This is a genomic window from Acinetobacter lwoffii (genome assembly GCF_024129685.1).
Classification (GTDB): domain Bacteria; phylum Pseudomonadota; class Gammaproteobacteria; order Pseudomonadales; family Moraxellaceae; genus Acinetobacter; species Acinetobacter lwoffii_X.
The window spans coordinates 1-16,354 of record NZ_JAMXXL010000014.1 but is presented as its reverse complement, the minus strand read 5'-3'; the positions used below and the strand labels follow the sequence as shown (position 1 = coordinate 16,354).

Sequence of the window (16,354 nt, the reverse complement as noted above, 5' to 3'; positions counted from 1 at the left end):
GTGTTCAAGCCACTTGAGTCTTTGGTGCTTTCTTGCTGTGCAAGCGCGATTCTGCGGCATCCAGGCTCGGCACGGCTGCTGAAGGCAGCACTTCTTCCTGTTCGATCTGCTTGTTAATGCCCAGATTTTGACTGGCTTGAATGGTTTTTTCTTTGATGACTTCAGCACGTTGTCCCTTGGCTGGTGCCCATTCAAGAATCGGCAAGGCACGCGCCACAGCCAGGGTAATCCGGTCGCGGAGCAATTCACTGTGAATGGTATATTCAGGGGTGAAATCGCGGTCGGTGGCATAGACCCCAATCGGTAAAGTCTGTGCCTGAAAGAAGCTGAATAAAGGACGCAGTTGATGTTCAAGCACCAGCGCATGACGGTCACTGCCACCAGAAGCTGCCAGTAATACCGGAACATCGACCAGCGCCGTTTGCTCAACAAAGTCAAAGAAATGCTTGAACAGGCCGGTAAATGAAGCGCGGTACACAGGAGTGCCAACAATCAGCGCATCTGCGGCTTCTACTGCTGCCAGATCATTCTGAACGCGTTGCGGCAACTGATTGCGATAAATCGCGCCGCCCAAGAGCGAACCAATTTCACTAAATTTAATGAAATGCACATTGATCGGTGTCGCTTCACCCAGCTCATCCAGAATGGCCTGAACCAAGGCTTCGGTTTTTGAGGGGTGATTTAAACCGCCAGATACGGCAACAATATTTAAGGGTTTTTGCGCATTAAAATTAGACATATTTAGAACCTGAAAATAGGGTTAATCTCGGAATGACCCTATTAATCCCGATTCAGCGAAGGGCTGTAAAATAACGAAAAGCTGAAAAGTTATCTGATTTTGCGATATACGACAAAGGCCTGATTTTTAAGGAAGGTTTTGTGGGTAAGTGAATGATATTTATATTTATATTGAATAAAGATAAGCTTTTTCAGTGAGGAATAAGTGATATATAAAAAAGTGATGAGAATTAAACAATTATTGCAATAGTGCAAAAATGGGCAATTTTGAAGAAAAACTGCATATTATTTTAAAAATTGTAGTGTCTTGCATATCCTTAACCGGGTTGTGTGGTTAGAATAGGGGCTACCGTGCCAAGATCTCTCTCACGTTGCCTATGAATATTTTAATCGTTGATGATCATCCACTATTTCGTCATGCCTTGATTCAAGCTGTACGTTATAGCCTGCCACAAGCCCAGATTCATGAAACTGCGGCAGTCAATGAATTTTATGAACGTCTAGAAAATGGCCCTGAGCCTGATCTTGTGCTGCTGGATTTAAACCTGCCGGGCGCTTCCGGCTTTTCTGCCCTCGTGCATGTCCGCGCACAATATCCGTCTTTACCGATTATTGTCGTGTCTGCACATGAAGAAGTCAGCATTATCCAGCGTGCGATCGCGCATGGTGCAATGGGCTATATTCCTAAATCTGCCCACCCAAGCCATATCGGTGAAGCGATTCGTGAAGTGCTGGAAGGTGAAATCTGGTTACCACCAAATCTGCCAGCCAATATGAATTTTGATCCGCGTGCTGCCGATGAAACGGCTTTGGCAGAACGGATCCAGTCTTTGACGCCGCAACAGTTCCGGGTATTGATGATGGTGGCTGAAGGTTTATTAAACAAGCAGATTGCTTATGAACTGGATGTGTCAGAAGCGACGATTAAAGCGCATGTGACGGCAATCTTCCGTAAACTCGGAGTACAAAACCGGACGCAAGCGGTATTGGCCATTAATGCACTGAATATTGAAGACCGCAAAATGTAAGTTCTGCATAGCCGAATTGAAAAAGACCTCCTTGGAGGTCTTTTTTTATGGGTGAAATCTGAAAAATTGAGTGCAAAGGCCTGAGTCAGCTAGGCGATATAATCCTGCTTGCGGGTGAAATCATCACAAAACAATGGATTTAAGGCACATTGCAATTCGTCAATCTGCTCTTCAGTGACATAACCTTTCGATTTCAGATATTCCGCCACGCGATCATCACGCAAACTCAGGAAAGTCGCATCATATACACCCAGATCCACAAACAGTGCCGCAGTTTCCAGACTGTTAAAACGATCCAGATAAACTTCATTGTCATACATCAGGAAGACATGTTCGTCGCGCGTATTCGGATCGACATGTAAACGCTGCGCCAGCTCATGTGGGCAGGTTTTGATAAATAACAGATCAGACAGCTCATCAAACTGGCTGGTGTCCAGACAATCTTCTTCATTTTTGACTTTACCCAGCCAGGCCTTAAAGACCAGTACCGCGCCACCACGCAGCAACATGCTCCAGATCTGATGACGGGTTTTTGCTGGAAGGTTCTCTGTTTCAGCTTCTAAAGACTGAATCAGCTTGTCTTCCTGTTCAGCAATCTTTTCAAATAGTCCCAGACCTTGCGGCTTGTAGGCATAAGGTTCAAAGACATCAAAATGTAATTCGTCAAAGACTTGCAGTGCCAGGGGTACTGCACTCTGATACAGCGTTTCCAGTGCCTGATACTGGGCATCATTCAGCTTGCTGTATTTAAAGATCTGTGCCCAGTCAATGCTTGGCAATAAGGCGTTGGCGCCATATTGACGGTGAAACTGCTGGGTCTGATTCAGGCCATGGTTTTGATCTATGTTCATGTGAAGAACTCCGATATGCAGAAATAGATCAGCGACCAAAAAAATTAAGACTGCATGAGATGGCAACTGATCATTTCTTATTCCTCTATTTTTAGAGCCAAGTGCCGGGGATAAAAAATACGACTAAAGTTATAGTAGTGGAAAATTACTCTTTAATTTTTATTAAAAACAATAAGATAATTAATTGTAACTAAGTGTACACATGTATATTAATACATTCGTCAGTTTTTGCCATAGTGAATTAAAAAATGAGCATTTTGGTCAATTTATTCAGCTGTATTTTCGGCATATTTGCTGCTTTTAGCACATTAGAATAAATTTTATGCAAGCTAGGTAAGTTTATGTGGCAGTTGAGTATAAAAAATGCCCATCTCAAGGTTTGAAATGGGCATTGATCAGATCAGTATCTACTTAGGAGTCGGAAATTTTCAGTCCAGATAACCATGAACGTAATGAGGCCGGTTTCAGCGGTTTTTTCAGCAGAACAATGTTTAGCTCTTTTAGACGTTGCGGTAATTCCGGATCGGAGTCAGCGGTAATCAAGGCGACCGGAATATCCTTTGAACGATGTTCCAGAATGAAATCCAGACCAATCTTGTCTTGGTTGAGATGCTGATCCACCAGCCAAACCTGAATATTTTCCTGCTGAATCAGCATGGCTGCTTGCTCAGGTTCGGTGGCTTTAAATACCTGATAGCCCCATTTAGTCAATAAGGTCGACATGCCTTCCAGAATGGTTTCATCATTATCCAGACATAGAATCTTAAAGGCCTTGCTCTTTAAAGGTACGGCCTGAACCGGTGCTGCAACAACTTTAGGTGCCTCAATCACAGGCACTTCAATCATAAAGCAGGAGCCTTTGCCCAGCGCAGAAGATACATGCACCGGATAGTCCAGCATGCTGGTCATGCGTTGTACGATCGCCAAACCTAGACCCAGACCCTGTTCACCCCAAGGTGAGGTGTGACCGCAACGTTCAAATTCCTGAAACAGCTTGATGCGCTGTTCTTCGGCAATGCCGGGTCCGGTATCCCAAACGCCAATACGGATATGATTCGGTCTGCTGCTCGAACGTAATACACCGACCACCACTTTACCTCTGGCAGTATAACGCAACGCATTGCTGACAAAGTTCTGGATAATGCGGCGAATCCATTGTGGATCGGTATCAATCCAGAACTGTGCATCATGCACACTGAACTTGATACCACGTTGTGCAGCGATGGATTTGAACTGGAGTTCCAGATCGCTGAGCAGGTCATGCAGCGGATAAGCCTGACGTTTCGGCTGAATGGTGCCGCCTTCCAGTCGGGCAATATCCAGCAGGGCAGACAACATGCTTTCTGCACCATGCAAAGCACGATCCAGTTGTTGTAAGGTCTTGCGGTCTTCATCATTCTGCACGCTTTGTTCGAGTGCGGTACTGAACAGACGCGCAGCATGCATTGGTTGCAACAGGTCATGACTGGCGGCGGCAATGAAGCGGCTTTTCGACATATTGGCTTTATCCGCCTGTTCCCGCGCCAGTTGCTGCTCGGACAGGGCATCGGCCAGCTGCTGGGTACGGTCCTGAACCCGGGCTTCAAGTACGGCTTCATTTTCACGGAAGGCAGTAATATCGGCGAAAGTGGTAACGAACCCGCCGCCTTCGATCGGATTGCCGCGCATCTGAATGACGCGGCCATCTTTACGAATCCGTTCAAATTCATGGGCACTGCCGACCTGCATCCAGTGAATCCGTTTCCGTACATGTTCTTCAACCGAGCCCGGGCCACATTCACCACGTTCAGCGTTATAACGGATCAGGTCTGCGATTGGACAACCGACATAGACAATATCGGTCGGATAATCGAACAGTTTCAGATATTGATTGTTCCATGCGACCAGGCACATATTTTCATCAACTACGCTGACCCCTTGGGTCATGTGATCAATCATGGTCATGATCAGGTTCTGATTAAAGCGTTGCCATTGCGAGGCCTGATCGAGAATATTGGCGACCTGACCCAATGCCAAACCATTATTAACCATAGCTGTGGTCAACAGGGTACGTGCCGAGGCTGCCCCGATAGTCCCCGCCAGATACTGTTCGGTGAAACGCCACCACATGCCATTGGCACTGCTGTTTTCATTCAGCTCAACACTGTTTTGGGTGCAGAACTGCTGGAAAGCGCGTGTGGTTGGGCCTTCGCCGGTAATGCGTTTAGCTAGGGTAATCAGATCACCGACTTTTAAACGGGCGACATCCTGATGCGAATAGCTGACCTCGTTAGAAGGACTCTGCGAGGGTAGTGGCTTGGTTTCATAATAGAAGAAACTTTCGGCTTGAATCTGTTCGGCAATACTCGGACGGAAAATACGGGAAATCCAGATATACAGCAGGGTATTTAAGCCCAGTGCCCAAACTACGCCATGCGTCAGTGGATCAAAAGACTCAAAACCGATCAGGGCTTCCGGTCTTAACCAGTTCCAGCCAAAAGGCCCTTGATTCAGCAAGCTTTGGCTAAAGCTGCTATAGGCTTCTGGCAGGCTTCGCAAAATGGTTGGAAACAGCAGGGTATAAGCCCACAAGGCAAAACCGGTCAGGAGTCCAGCATAGACACCCTGTTTACTACCGCCACGCCAGTACAGGCCACCGATCAGGGCAGGGGCGAATTGTGCCACCGCACTAAATGCCAACAGACCAAAAACCGACAACTGGTCAATATCATTAAAGAAATTGAAGAACAGGAAGCCCATCAACATCACGCCCAGAATACAGACCCGGCGGGTAAATTTCAGCACCAGCGGCAAGCGTTTGTCATGCCGGGAAATCAGCTTTAAACGCCACAACGCCGGCATGATCAGGTCATTGCTGAGCATGATTGACAGTGCCACGGAAGACACCAGCAGCATCCCGGTAGAGGCAGAGAAACCACCCAGAAATGCCAATAAGGTCAACCAGTCCTGATTATAGCTAAGTGGTAAGGACAGGACCGCCACATCCGGAATGGCCAGATATTGCGGTGCAGCATGTAGCGCCCAGCTGGCAATTGGAATAATCGCCAAGGTAGTCAGAATCAAATAAACTGCAAACCAACGCCGCGCACCACGAATATGTTTTTCATCACGTAGCTCAACCACAGCTACATGGAACTGACGCGGCAGGCAGATAATGGCCAGTGCCGCGAGCAGGGTCTGAATCCAGAAACTTTGTGGCACGCCAAACAGTTGTACATCATGAAAAGTAGTGCTGATATCGCTACTGATCTGTGCCAGATTTTCTGGTGCTTCAAACATAAAGAAACAGGCAACTGCCAGCAGGGCGAAGAGTTTGACAAAAGACTCAAATGCCACGGCCAGCATCAGGCCGCCATGCTGTTCAGTATTGGCAATCTGCCGGGTACCAAACATCATCGCCAGTATTGCCAGAACCCCAGTCAGAAACAGTACGCCATTGGTCGTGCCGGTTACACCTGCGGAAGGTTCCAGAATGACGGCGGCACTTAAGGCAATCGCACGTAACTGCAAGGCCAGATAAGGCACAATCGCTACCACTGCCAGAATGGTTACCAGCGAGGCGAGGGGACCACTTTTACCATAGCGTGCTGCGACAAAGTCAGCGATCGAAGAAATGGCATGATGTTGTCTCACCCGTCCCAGACGGCGCCAGATGTCATAGCCGACAGCAACAAAGAGCAGCGGACCCAGATAGATCGGCAGGAAAATAATCCCTTCACGTACCGCAGCACCCGTGGCACCATAAAAGGTCCAAGAGGAACAGTACACCCCTAAAGTTAAACTGAACAATAACATGCGCCCACGGGTACTCAGCCGGCTGGCATGTTTTTCTCCGTAAAAAGCGCAGATAAAGAGTAATGCGATATAGAGGGCAAGTACCCCTATGATGAGCCAACTGTTCATATAGCCTGATGTGTGCTGAGCATGCCGCTATGATAGCGCATCATGAACGCTGCAGTTTAAATTGATCATTTTTTAACGACCAAAGTCTAAATTACAAGCACATACGAATCTTGTTAACTTGTGATAGTGATAATTCGAATTAAAAATAGTAGGCCCAAGGTTGGGCTACAGGAGTAGTAATTATGGATGAGGTACAAGTAGATCGTATTCTACAAAATCCAAAATTCAAGGAAATGGTCCGCAAGAAAAGTATGCTCAGCTGGACGTTGACCGGCATTATGCTATTTGTCTATGTGGGTTTCATGTTGCTGGTTGGTTACAACAAAGAATTTCTATTGTCTTCAATTTCAGGTGGTGTGACCACGTGGGGTATTCCACTTGGTCTAGGTATCATTGTCCTGTCGTTTATCTTGTGTGGTGTGTATTCCTACATTGCCAATAACAAACTTGATCAATTGACTGAAGAAGCAATCCGTGAAGTCGAAGCGATTGCGCATGAAAAAGGACACCACTAAGATGAAATGGAATTCTCTTATTGCCCTAGCGACCACGATAGTGGCTTCAGGCGTTGCATTCGCTGGTCCTGATCTGGGTGCAGCAGAACAGCAGGCGACCAACTGGCACGCGATTATCATGTTTGTGATTTTCGTAGGTGCTACGCTGTTTATTACCAAATGGGCAGCAAAACAAACCACCAATACCAAAGACTTCTATACTGCCGGTGGCGGTATTTCCGGTTTCCAGAATGGCCTGGCGATTGCCGGTGACTATATGTCAGCTGCATCGTTCCTGGGTATTTCCGCGATGGTATTCCTGTCCGGTTTTGATGGCTTGCTGTATTCACTGGGTTTCATGGTGGGCTGGCCGATTGTATTGTTCCTGGTGGCAGAACGTCTGCGTAACCTGGGTAAATACAACCTGTCAGACGTAGTGTCTTTCCGCTTGCAGGAAAAACCGGTACGTACCTTGGCTGCTTTAAGTTCACTAGTTGTGGTCGCGTTCTATCTGATTGCACAGATGGTGGGTGCAGGTCAGCTGATCAAACTTCTATTCGGTCTGAACTATAACATTGCAGTCGTGATCGTTGGCTTGTTGATGATGGCCTACGTGATGTTCGGCGGTATGTTGGCAACCACTTGGGTACAGATCATCAAGGCGGTGATGTTGCTGTCTGGTGCAACCTTTATGGCATTCATGGTTATGAAAGGTGTGGGCTTCAGCTTTACCAACATGTTTGAACAGGCGATTGGAGTCTACTCAAAAGTACATGACTTGAGCCTGACAGATGCGACCAAAATCATGGGTCCGGGTAGTCTGGCATCTAATCCGATTGATGCGATTTCTTTAGGTCTGGCATTGATGTTTGGTACCGCAGGTCTGCCACATATCCTGATGCGTTTCTTCACGGTAAAAGATGCCAAAGAAGCGCGTAAATCAGTCGTAGTTGCTACAGGTTTTATTGGTTATTTCTACCTATTAACCTTCATCATTGGTTTTGGTGCGATTCTCTATGTATCGAACAACCCGCAATTCCTTGATGTTGCGAAAATGGCAGTGACTGGCAAGCTGGAGCTGGTGGGTGGTAATAACATGGCGGCGGTTCACCTGTCTGATGCAGTCGGTGGTGACCTGTTCATGGGCTTTATTTCTGCAGTTGCATTTGCCACGATTCTTGCAGTGGTTGCAGGTTTGACCCTGTCAGGTGCTTCAGCAATTTCGCATGACTTGTATGCCAACGTGTTGAAGAAAGGCCAAACCACGCCTGAATCGGAACTACGTATGTCTAAGATTGCGACTTTAGGTCTTGCGATCTTCGCGATGATTCTCGGGATTCTGTTCGAGAAACAAAACGTAGCCTTCATGGTCGGTCTGGCATTCTCTGTTGCGGCATGTGCCAACTTCCCGGTACTGGTATTGTCTATGTTCTGGAAAGGCTTGACGACACGTGGTGCAGTGATTGGTGGTGTTGCAGGTCTGGTAACCGCAGTAACCTTGATTGTGCTGTCTAAAGCAGTATGGGTCGATACTTTGGGTATTTCTGATACGCCAGTGAACCCGTTCAATGGTCCTGCAATCTTCGCGATGCCATTATCATTCTTGTGCTGCTGGTTGTTCTCTGTGACGGATAATTCGGCACAGGCTCAGGCAGAACGCAAAGCCTTTGATGCGCAGTTTGTACGCTCACAAACCGGTATTGGTATCTCAGGCGCATCGGATCACTAAGATCTGCGCTACGCTAAAAAAGCCCCGTCAGGGGCTTTTTTTATGGAGATATCATCAAGTTTTTTCTTTAGGATAAATGCCGTATTGCATTGAGCTGGCTGGATTTGTGCAGTGTTATTTCAGTAATTTTCATACAAATCGTATATCTGCAAGTGGCTTTGAGCATGCTATGTTAAAAGCTGTTAACAATAACAATGTATTCCCTACATGAAGATAGTAACAAGAATAGCAACAAGAAGGGCATTATGAAGCAATCTCTGCAGCAGTTCTGGAACAGCTTTACCCATTTGCCTTCGGCATGGCTGTTGTGCCTGCAATTGCTGATCCTGATCTTGTCGGTATTGAGTTATGGAAGCATGTCTTATCGGGCGGGAACCTGGGTACTGGGTGTTCTGGTTTTGCTGGTGATTGCCAGAGTCATTCGCCAGACTCCGATGTTTACCATTTTAGGACTCAGCTTTGTCGCCGGTGCAATTCTCTTTTCCTCCCTGATTGTGCTGGGACTGCGTTATACCTGGATCCATGTCACCGCCCACCTGTTTGAAGCTGGTGCTTATTTTAGTGCAGCCTATGGCCTACTGCGTTATATGTTTCATGACCGTTATCTGACCAAGGATGAACTCTTTGCCGCTGGCGCAGTATTTACCTTGCTGGCCTGGGGCTTTGCCTTCCTCTACAGTATCTGTCAGCTGCTGGTGCCGTACAGCTTTTCAGACCCCGATCTGCAAGCCTATCAACCCTGGCTGGATCTGATTTTTCTTAGTTTCAGTGTGCAATCTGCAACAGGACTGTCTGATATCATGCCGGTCAGTCCGGTCGCACGGATGCTAGCCATTATCCAGATGTTTGTCGGGGTGATGTATCTGGCGCTGATTGTATCCCGCTTAATTGCCTTGCAATATATCGCACGTCTACCGCATAAAAAGAACGTGAAAAATAGAAAAAACCCGCCTGGGCAATAAGACTCATCCTTTTATTGTATTTGTTACAGTAACTTAACGGCTTTATTTTGTGTCACATCCTAAAATAGCAGGAGATCTAGCTCCCATAGACTGAATCTGTCTGATCATTTTGACCTTACCAATAATTATTTGACGCTGTTTGTCGATCCAATTTTTAAAAAATGGAGGATGTATGCCTTCCACAAAACCATCCTGTTTTGCCAATATCAATCCAAATGTTTTTATTAGTACTGTCGCCATTATTGCGATATTTTTAGCGTTGGTCGTATTTGCACCCGATGCTTTTTCAGTTTTCACCCAGCAACTGAACCAGTGGATTACTACGTCCTTTAGCTGGTTCTATGTATTGTCGGTGGCGATATTTCTCATCCTTCTGGTTTATATTGCCCTGTCGGATATGGGCAAAATCAAACTGGGACCCGACCATAGCCAGCCGAAATATAGCAGCGCCTCTTGGTTTGCGATGCTATTCACCGCAGGGATGGGGATTGGCCTGATGTTCTTTGGTGTGGCCGAACCGGTGATGCATTATGTCACGCCACCTGCCGGTGAACCTGAAACCGTACTGGCTGCACAACAATCTATGCGGGTCACCTTTTTCCACTGGGGCTTACATGCCTGGGCCATTTATACGCTTGTTGGCCTATCGTTAGCTTATTTTGCTTATCGGCATCAATTGCCTTTAAAAATCCGTTCGGCCTTGTATCCGCTGATTGGTCAAAAGATCTATGGACCGATTGGAGATGGCGTCGATACCTTTGCCACCATTGGTACGGTATTTGGTGTCGCTACTACGCTTGGTTTCGGGGTGACCCAAATCAATTCAGGTTTGAACTATTTGTTTGGCATTGAACAGGCACCCAGTACTCAGGTCATTTTGATTATTGTGGTCAGTGTCATGGCGGCGACTTCCGTATTTTTTGGATTAGACAAAGGAATTAAACGTTTATCTGAACTAAATTTGGTACTTGCACTGCTGTTGCTGATTTTTGTCTTTGTGGCAGGTCCGAGTATTTATCTGTTACAGACTACTATTCAGAATGCCGGCCAGTATGTTTCAAATCTGTTCAGTATGACCTTTAATCTGTATGCCTATCAGCCAAGTGGCTGGATTGGGGGCTGGACCATCATGTACTGGGCCTGGTGGATTTCCTGGTCGCCATTTGTCGGGATGTTTATTGCCCGGGTCTCGGAAGGCCGCAGTATTCGTGAATTTATCGTGGGTGTATTGCTGATTCCGACTGGATTTACCCTGATCTGGATGGGCTTTATGGGCAATGCCGCACTGTACAGCATTATGCATGAAGCCAATACTGGCTTATTAGAGGCAGTTCAGCGTGATTCATCAGTGGCCCTATTTGAGTTTCTGAACAATCTGCCTTTCAGCTCAGTGACCAGCATCATTGCAACTTTACTGGTCATGCTGTTCTTTGTGACTTCTGCCGATTCAGGGGCATTGGTGACTGATTATCTGACAGCGAAAAGTGATAATTCACCGACTTGGCAGCGTCTGTTCTGGACCGTACTCATGGCTTTATTAGCCATCATCCTTTTGCTGGCCGGTGGCTTAGAGGCCTTGCAATCGGCCACGATTATGAGCGCTTTGCCATTTACATTTATTATGCTGCTGATGTGTTGGGGATTAATCAAAGCCCTACATCTGGATGTCACCAAAATGCATGCACTGCAAGCCGCACGGATTACCCCGCGTGCGATCCAGAATCCACGCAGCTGGCAACAGCGCTTAGGCCTGATCATGCATTATCCGCATACTCAGGAAGAGGTGCAGCAGTATATTCACAATACGGTGAATAAGGCATTTCTCAGCTTTCAAAGTGAATTGAAACGGCGCCGATTACATGTAGCGATTAGCCCGCTAGAAGACGGTATACAGCTCCGTGTTGATCATCAGGATGAAATTAATTTTATCTATCAGGTCAATGCCACTCAGACTTTAAGTCCAAGCTTTATGGCTGAACTGGAGAATGCGGGAGTAGATTCCTATCAGGCAGAAGTCTTTTTAAGAGAAGGTGGGCAGGGTTATGATGTGATGGAGTGGACGCAAGAAGATCTATTGCAGGATATCATTGATCAATATGAACGTCATTTGCACTTCTTAAGTCTGGTACGTACGCCTGAGTAAACAGAGTCATAAAACAATAAAAAAGGACGCAATATGCGTCCTTTTTTGATTCAGAATCTAATCAGAAATTAGAAACGGAATTTGGCATTTACGCCGATCGTTTGAGTATCACGAACTTGAGCAGTTTGCGCAAGATTTGCTTCGTAGTTAGCATTTACATAAGATGCGCCAACTGCAACAGCAGGAGTAATGAAGTAGTTTACGTTCGCGCCCCAAGCTTTGTCTGGAGAACCAGCAAAGCTAGATTCCATATAAGAAGCACCAACGCTTAACTGTGGGTTAAGGAAAAGAGTTGTACCTAAGTTGTAGGCAGTATCTTCACCATAAACTAAACCGCTTTCAAAACCAATTGACATGTTAGTACCGTCGATTGCACCAACGTATTTAGTACGTGCAGTGATCGCATCTGTCTTATCAGCAATTGTTGCAGATTCAAGAGCAGCTTTAGCAACGCCGTTAGACACAATATTGAATGCATCTAAAGAAGCTTGGTCAGCAACGCTGGTATAACCAACAGCAACTAAGAAGTTAGGAGCAACTAAAGCACCAAGTTCTAATGCATAACGGTCGCCTTGATCGTCAGTTGCGTTAGCAGTTTTGCTATCAGCAATGGTATGGCTATAAGAAGCGCTTGCATAAACAGGCACAACTGAAGTTGGAACGTAAGCTTCACCTTTTACGCCGTAAGTATGATTTACAGTACGTGAACGTCCAGCTTCTTCTTGACCGTTTTCGCCATAGCTATACGCTAGAGCAACATTAGAAGCTTGGTTCAGGAAAGCAGCTTCAGCTAAAGGACCTTTAGAAGCGTCTACATCTTTGAAGTAGTAAGTACCTTGAACAGCGCCAGTGAAGTCTTTGTCATTTGCAGTGTTGTCGATGTACTCTGACTGACCTTGAACTTCGAATTGATATGCTTGAGCACCGGTCATCGCTAATAATACAGCAGTGGCTAAACCTAGTTTTTTCATGATATTTACCATTTTGTTACAAAAGATGTACAACATAAAACGTATTGTATTGTAACAATTTATTAAGTCAATCCAATTCGAAATCGCTATTTTTTTAAGCTAAATCATTGTATTAATTTTGTGTAAAATTCAAGTATTAGGCTCCGAAGCTATTTTATATAAAAACTCTTGTATAACAAAAATCTAGACTTTAAATATAGAATCGGGACTAAAGATTAAGGAGAAATTATGTTGTTATTTTAATCAATTAATGCGATTAATTATAATACATTTATCTATTAAAACAATTAATAATAGGTGAGTTAATTCATAAATGTGTCAAGAAGTGCAAAATGTCTGGCGCATCAGGTCTTTGATTGGATTGCTTGATTTTAAAGCATCATCAGCTTGGATCTTAGAATAGGTGTCTGTTTTTTGAGCTAAATGGGCATGTTTTATAATCTTGACTGGAGCAATCGGCTTTACATTTTGAGGGGAATTTTACATAATATGAAAATCAAGTTAGAGTTCACACTTTTATAGTGATTTAGCCTGATTCTCCACAATTTTTTGTTTTATCGCCCAGCTTTCCCCAAGGTTGGGCTTTTTTTTGTCCAGCATTTTTTATTTCGGATCATTCCGTTTCTGAAAAAACCTTCAACTCAAAACAAGATGAGAAAAATAAATATTAGAATAATTTTAAGCACCAAAATAGTGCATATTGAAAAGTAAAAATAGAGGTCTAAAATTCAATAGCTAAAAAAAAGCCCGATTTTCATAGAAAATCGGGCTTTTTTCGCCAAAATTTGCGGGTAAACTAAAATATCTGCTGAGGAATAATTTAACTCGCCCTATTGCGGTGCATTATGCACCTATTTGTTGCAGGTGTAAATAGTGCAGAAAGCAAGTTTTTATATTTTTTAGCTGCTTAAATTCCCTTGCTTTTGTAAGACTTTATAGGGAATTGTGGTTATGAAACCCTGCATTAAAGTTTCAAATGAACTAACTTAAGTATCTGAAAATAATAGATGATAAAAATTCATTAAAAACATAAGTGAAGTAAGACTAAAGGCTTTAAGACCATCCTGTTTTATTTGTATAATAATCAATCTATTTAGCTTTGCTTGTCATATTGGGGCGTAATACAACAGCATGAATACCTTACGCTCTGAGTGGATCAGTAAACGTTTGTACTGGTCGATGTCGATTATTATTTTATGTTTACTTTGCATCTGTATTCCCTTAATTGTGAGTAGCAGTCAAAGTTATTTAAAATCCAGACAAACCTATCAACAATTGAATGCATTGCAGCAGGTCGCTGACCTGGCAAATAAAATTTCGCGTGAGCGTGCGCCTGCCAATAAGGCCATGTCCAGTTCGGTGCAGGAATTTGCCCAGCATCAGCAAGAGTTAATCAGCTACCGTCAACAGGTGGATCGGCAGCTCTCCCAGACGGCTGATGTTTTGACGGAGGTCGGTTTTAACAACCTGAGTCAGCAACTTTCACAGCTTGAGAATAGTTTGAAAAAAGGGCGTGCACAGGTTGATGCCTATACCCGGATGCCACGTCAGCAACGTAGTGCACAAGAACTTGATCAGGCGATTCTGGCGATGTTTGCTGCCTGGGAAAGTTGCCGTGAACTTTTGCGTGACGTGGCGGTGGCTTCAGATAGCTCATCGACCCCTCTGAATAACTATATTAGCCAGATTCTATTTTTATCTGATTTACGTGATCAGGCCGGTCGTGTGGCCTCGTCTATCATGGCGCATGTGACTTTTGAAGCTCCGCTTCCCACTGAAAATATTACCCGCTCTTTACAGACCCAACATCAGGTGCGTTATTTGTGGGCCTTGATTGATACCATTCAACCTGTTAAAGATAAGACTGAGGAATTCATCCGTTTACATCGGCGGGTGGAAACCGAGTTTATTCAGCAAGGCTTACCGATTGTGAGTGAGCTGATCAGTGACAGTCTGGAGCAACGTGACTACCGTTTGAGCGGAACAGAGCTGACTGAAGCGATCGTAGATAAATTTTCGACTGTGGTAGACCTGCAAACTTACCTGCTGCAATATAGCAGAGATGCCGCTATTCAAGAGATGAACAGCAATATGCAGCGTTTGATCTGGAGCGTGTTGGTATCGCTGATTTCATTGCTGACCGCGATTTCAACCATGATTTTTGCACGTAAACAGGTTTTTCTGCCGCTAATTCAGGCACGCCGCATGTTGTTGAGTTTGTCTAAAAACTTGGGTCGTCAGAAAATTGATATGCGGCTGCGTGAAGTGAATCATTCTGATTCTTTATTCGCTGCCATTCAGAAATTGCAACAGATGTTGCAAGAACGTGATGCGCTAGAGTTCCGTTTAAAGAATATTGCCCATTCCGATTCTTTAACCGGATTATCCAACCGTTTCGCGCTAGAAGAATATATTCGTTTTATGGAAAATCAGCCGGGTCAATTGAGCCAAACCTGTTTGATGATTATTGATATTGATCATTTTAAACAGGTGAATGATCAATATGGGCATATTATTGGCGATCAGGTGATTCAGCTGGTGGCCGAGCGTTTAAAGGCCAATGTCCGTGCTACAGATTTGCTGGTACGTTATGGGGGCGATGAATTTCTGGTGCTGATTGAAAATATCCAGATGCAGCAGGCATTGATTGTGGCCGATAACATTCGGGCTGAAGTGGCTGAGCGTCATATTGTGACTGCAGCAGGAGACGAGATTCAGATTTCGGTCAGTATTGGGGTTGCCATTGGTGCCGTGTCCTGGATGGCTTTATTGTCAAATGCAGATGATGCTTTGTTTGCAGCAAAGGCCAAAGGACGTAATGCGGTGGCAGAGGTTTAGTTCAAAAGACTGTTTTCTCTACTTTTGAACTGCACAAAAGTAGCAAAATGCATTTGTTCGACTGATGCTAAGTCCCTTTAGCACAGTCGAACGGGCGACATCCATGTCGCCAGTCATGTGATCTAATTTGGATGATCTCTGGTTTTGTCGATCAGATAGTTAATAAAATTTGTGCAGGCAACAAGCATAAATTTTGCATCGATATAAGAAAGATTTGATTCGTCTAACATTGCATGGCGAATACCATCTGCATCGGATGTATAACCATATAAAGATTTAATACTGGCTTTTAATGCAGGATGTATTGGATATTGTTTTTCAATTTGACCAATTGCATCACCTAAAGTTACTTTGTCCTTCTTTAATATTTTTTGACACATACCTTCTAATGCCGAAACAGATTCTTTAATCGAATTTCGATAGTCAGGCTTTTGACGATCTGACATCAGTTTTAAAGCTTGATTTAAATGTTGTTGAACACCTAAATATTGATTTGTATTTTCTAAAGCAGTTTCGATGGATTGAATTTCTTGTTCGGAAGTTATTGGAATGATTTCGTCATTTATAATTCGGTAAGCACTATTTTCACGCTCTAGCATATTGTTGATATTAGACCTCTTTCATAAATCATTTTTTACTCAGCTCCAAGTTATAAATTCCAGCAATTAGATTGAATCTCAAACCGAGTCTTTTAGCT

General features: G+C 44.5%; 10 protein-coding genes and 1 pseudogene. 6 read left to right on the top strand and 5 right to left on the bottom strand.

Annotated elements, in window-relative coordinates; translation table 11 throughout:
• Positions 1–4: 4 nt before the first annotated feature.
• A complete protein-coding gene (gene msuE / locus NI464_RS08415; RefSeq protein ID WP_004647265.1) occupies positions 5–739 on the bottom strand; it encodes an FMN reductase in 735 nt (244 codons plus the stop codon).
• A gap of 376 nt (positions 740–1,115) precedes the next feature.
• Between msuE and NI464_RS08410 the strand changes: the two genes are divergently transcribed.
• Entirely contained in the window at positions 1,116–1,766 is a 651-nt protein-coding gene (locus NI464_RS08410) for a response regulator (protein ID WP_004281370.1), read from the top strand.
• A gap of 89 nt (positions 1,767–1,855) precedes the next feature.
• On the opposite strand, the gene NI464_RS08405 is transcribed toward NI464_RS08410, so the two are convergent.
• Both NI464_RS08405 and NI464_RS08400 read right to left on the bottom strand, forming a co-directional pair.
• Complete coding sequence (locus tag NI464_RS08405) at positions 1,856–2,617, bottom strand: hypothetical protein (protein ID WP_253138162.1); 762 nt, start codon at positions 2,615–2,617, stop codon at positions 1,856–1,858.
• 411 nt (positions 2,618–3,028) lie between these two features.
• On the bottom strand, positions 3,029–6,520 hold the full coding sequence (locus tag NI464_RS08400) for a hybrid sensor histidine kinase/response regulator (RefSeq protein ID WP_004729193.1): 3,492 nt from the start codon (positions 6,518–6,520) through the stop codon (positions 3,029–3,031).
• Positions 6,521–6,702: 182 nt separating this feature from the next.
• On the opposite strand from NI464_RS08400, the gene NI464_RS08395 reads away from it, so the two are divergent.
• The 4 genes from NI464_RS08395 (at position 6,703) to NI464_RS08380 (ending at position 11,848) form a co-directional block, all read left to right on the top strand.
• A complete protein-coding gene (locus NI464_RS08395) occupies positions 6,703–7,035 on the top strand; it encodes a DUF485 domain-containing protein (protein ID WP_004281374.1) in 333 nt (110 codons plus the stop codon).
• 1 nt (position 7,036) lies between these two features.
• Positions 7,037–8,743, top strand: coding sequence for a cation acetate symporter (locus tag NI464_RS08390; RefSeq protein ID WP_004729195.1), 1,707 nt, complete (start codon positions 7,037–7,039; stop codon positions 8,741–8,743).
• A gap of 245 nt (positions 8,744–8,988) precedes the next feature.
• Positions 8,989–9,705: an ion channel gene (locus NI464_RS08385; protein WP_253138161.1), complete on the top strand. Its 717-nt coding sequence runs from the start codon at positions 8,989–8,991 to the stop codon at positions 9,703–9,705.
• Between the two features lie 172 nt (positions 9,706–9,877).
• The gene (locus NI464_RS08380) at positions 9,878–11,848 is read left to right on the top strand and encodes a BCCT family transporter (protein ID WP_004729199.1); all 1,971 of its coding nucleotides are present in this window, start codon (positions 9,878–9,880) and stop codon (positions 11,846–11,848) included.
• 68 nt (positions 11,849–11,916) lie between these two features.
• On the opposite strand, the gene omp33-36 is transcribed toward NI464_RS08380, so the two are convergent.
• A complete protein-coding gene (omp33-36, locus tag NI464_RS08375) occupies positions 11,917–12,831 on the bottom strand; it encodes a porin Omp33-36 (RefSeq protein ID WP_257220113.1) in 915 nt (304 codons plus the stop codon).
• 1,119 nt (positions 12,832–13,950) lie between these two features.
• Here omp33-36 and NI464_RS08370 point away from each other — a divergent pair.
• Positions 13,951–15,657 carry a GGDEF domain-containing protein gene (locus NI464_RS08370; RefSeq protein ID WP_253138160.1) on the top strand — a complete coding sequence of 569 codons (1,707 nt, stop codon included), beginning with the start codon at positions 13,951–13,953 and terminating at the stop codon, positions 15,655–15,657.
• Between the two features lie 122 nt (positions 15,658–15,779).
• Here NI464_RS08370 and NI464_RS08365 read toward each other — a convergent pair.
• Positions 15,780–16,271 (bottom strand): annotated as a pseudogene (locus NI464_RS08365) (AbiJ-NTD4 domain-containing protein); the annotation flags it as partial.
• Positions 16,272–16,354 lie beyond the last annotated feature (83 nt).

Bases quoted from the DNA above. Each gene is read 5' to 3' on its own strand.
- msuE (WP_004647265.1), bottom strand. From the start codon at position 739: ATGTCTAATTTTAATGCGCAAAAACCCTTAAATATTGTTGCCGTATCT.
- NI464_RS08410 (WP_004281370.1), top strand. From the start codon at position 1,116: ATGAATATTTTAATCGTTGATGATCATCCACTATTTCGTCATGCCTTG.
- NI464_RS08405 (WP_253138162.1), bottom strand. From the start codon at position 2,617: ATGAACATAGATCAAAACCATGGCCTGAATCAGACCCAGCAGTTTCAC.
- NI464_RS08400 (WP_004729193.1), bottom strand. From the start codon at position 6,520: ATGAACAGTTGGCTCATCATAGGGGTACTTGCCCTCTATATCGCATTA.
- NI464_RS08395 (WP_004281374.1), top strand. From the start codon at position 6,703: ATGGATGAGGTACAAGTAGATCGTATTCTACAAAATCCAAAATTCAAG.
- NI464_RS08390 (WP_004729195.1), top strand. From the start codon at position 7,037: ATGAAATGGAATTCTCTTATTGCCCTAGCGACCACGATAGTGGCTTCA.
- NI464_RS08385 (WP_253138161.1), top strand. From the start codon at position 8,989: ATGAAGCAATCTCTGCAGCAGTTCTGGAACAGCTTTACCCATTTGCCT.
- NI464_RS08380 (WP_004729199.1), top strand. From the start codon at position 9,878: ATGCCTTCCACAAAACCATCCTGTTTTGCCAATATCAATCCAAATGTT.
- omp33-36 (WP_257220113.1), bottom strand. From the start codon at position 12,831: ATGGTAAATATCATGAAAAAACTAGGTTTAGCCACTGCTGTATTATTA.
- NI464_RS08370 (WP_253138160.1), top strand. From the start codon at position 13,951: ATGAATACCTTACGCTCTGAGTGGATCAGTAAACGTTTGTACTGGTCG.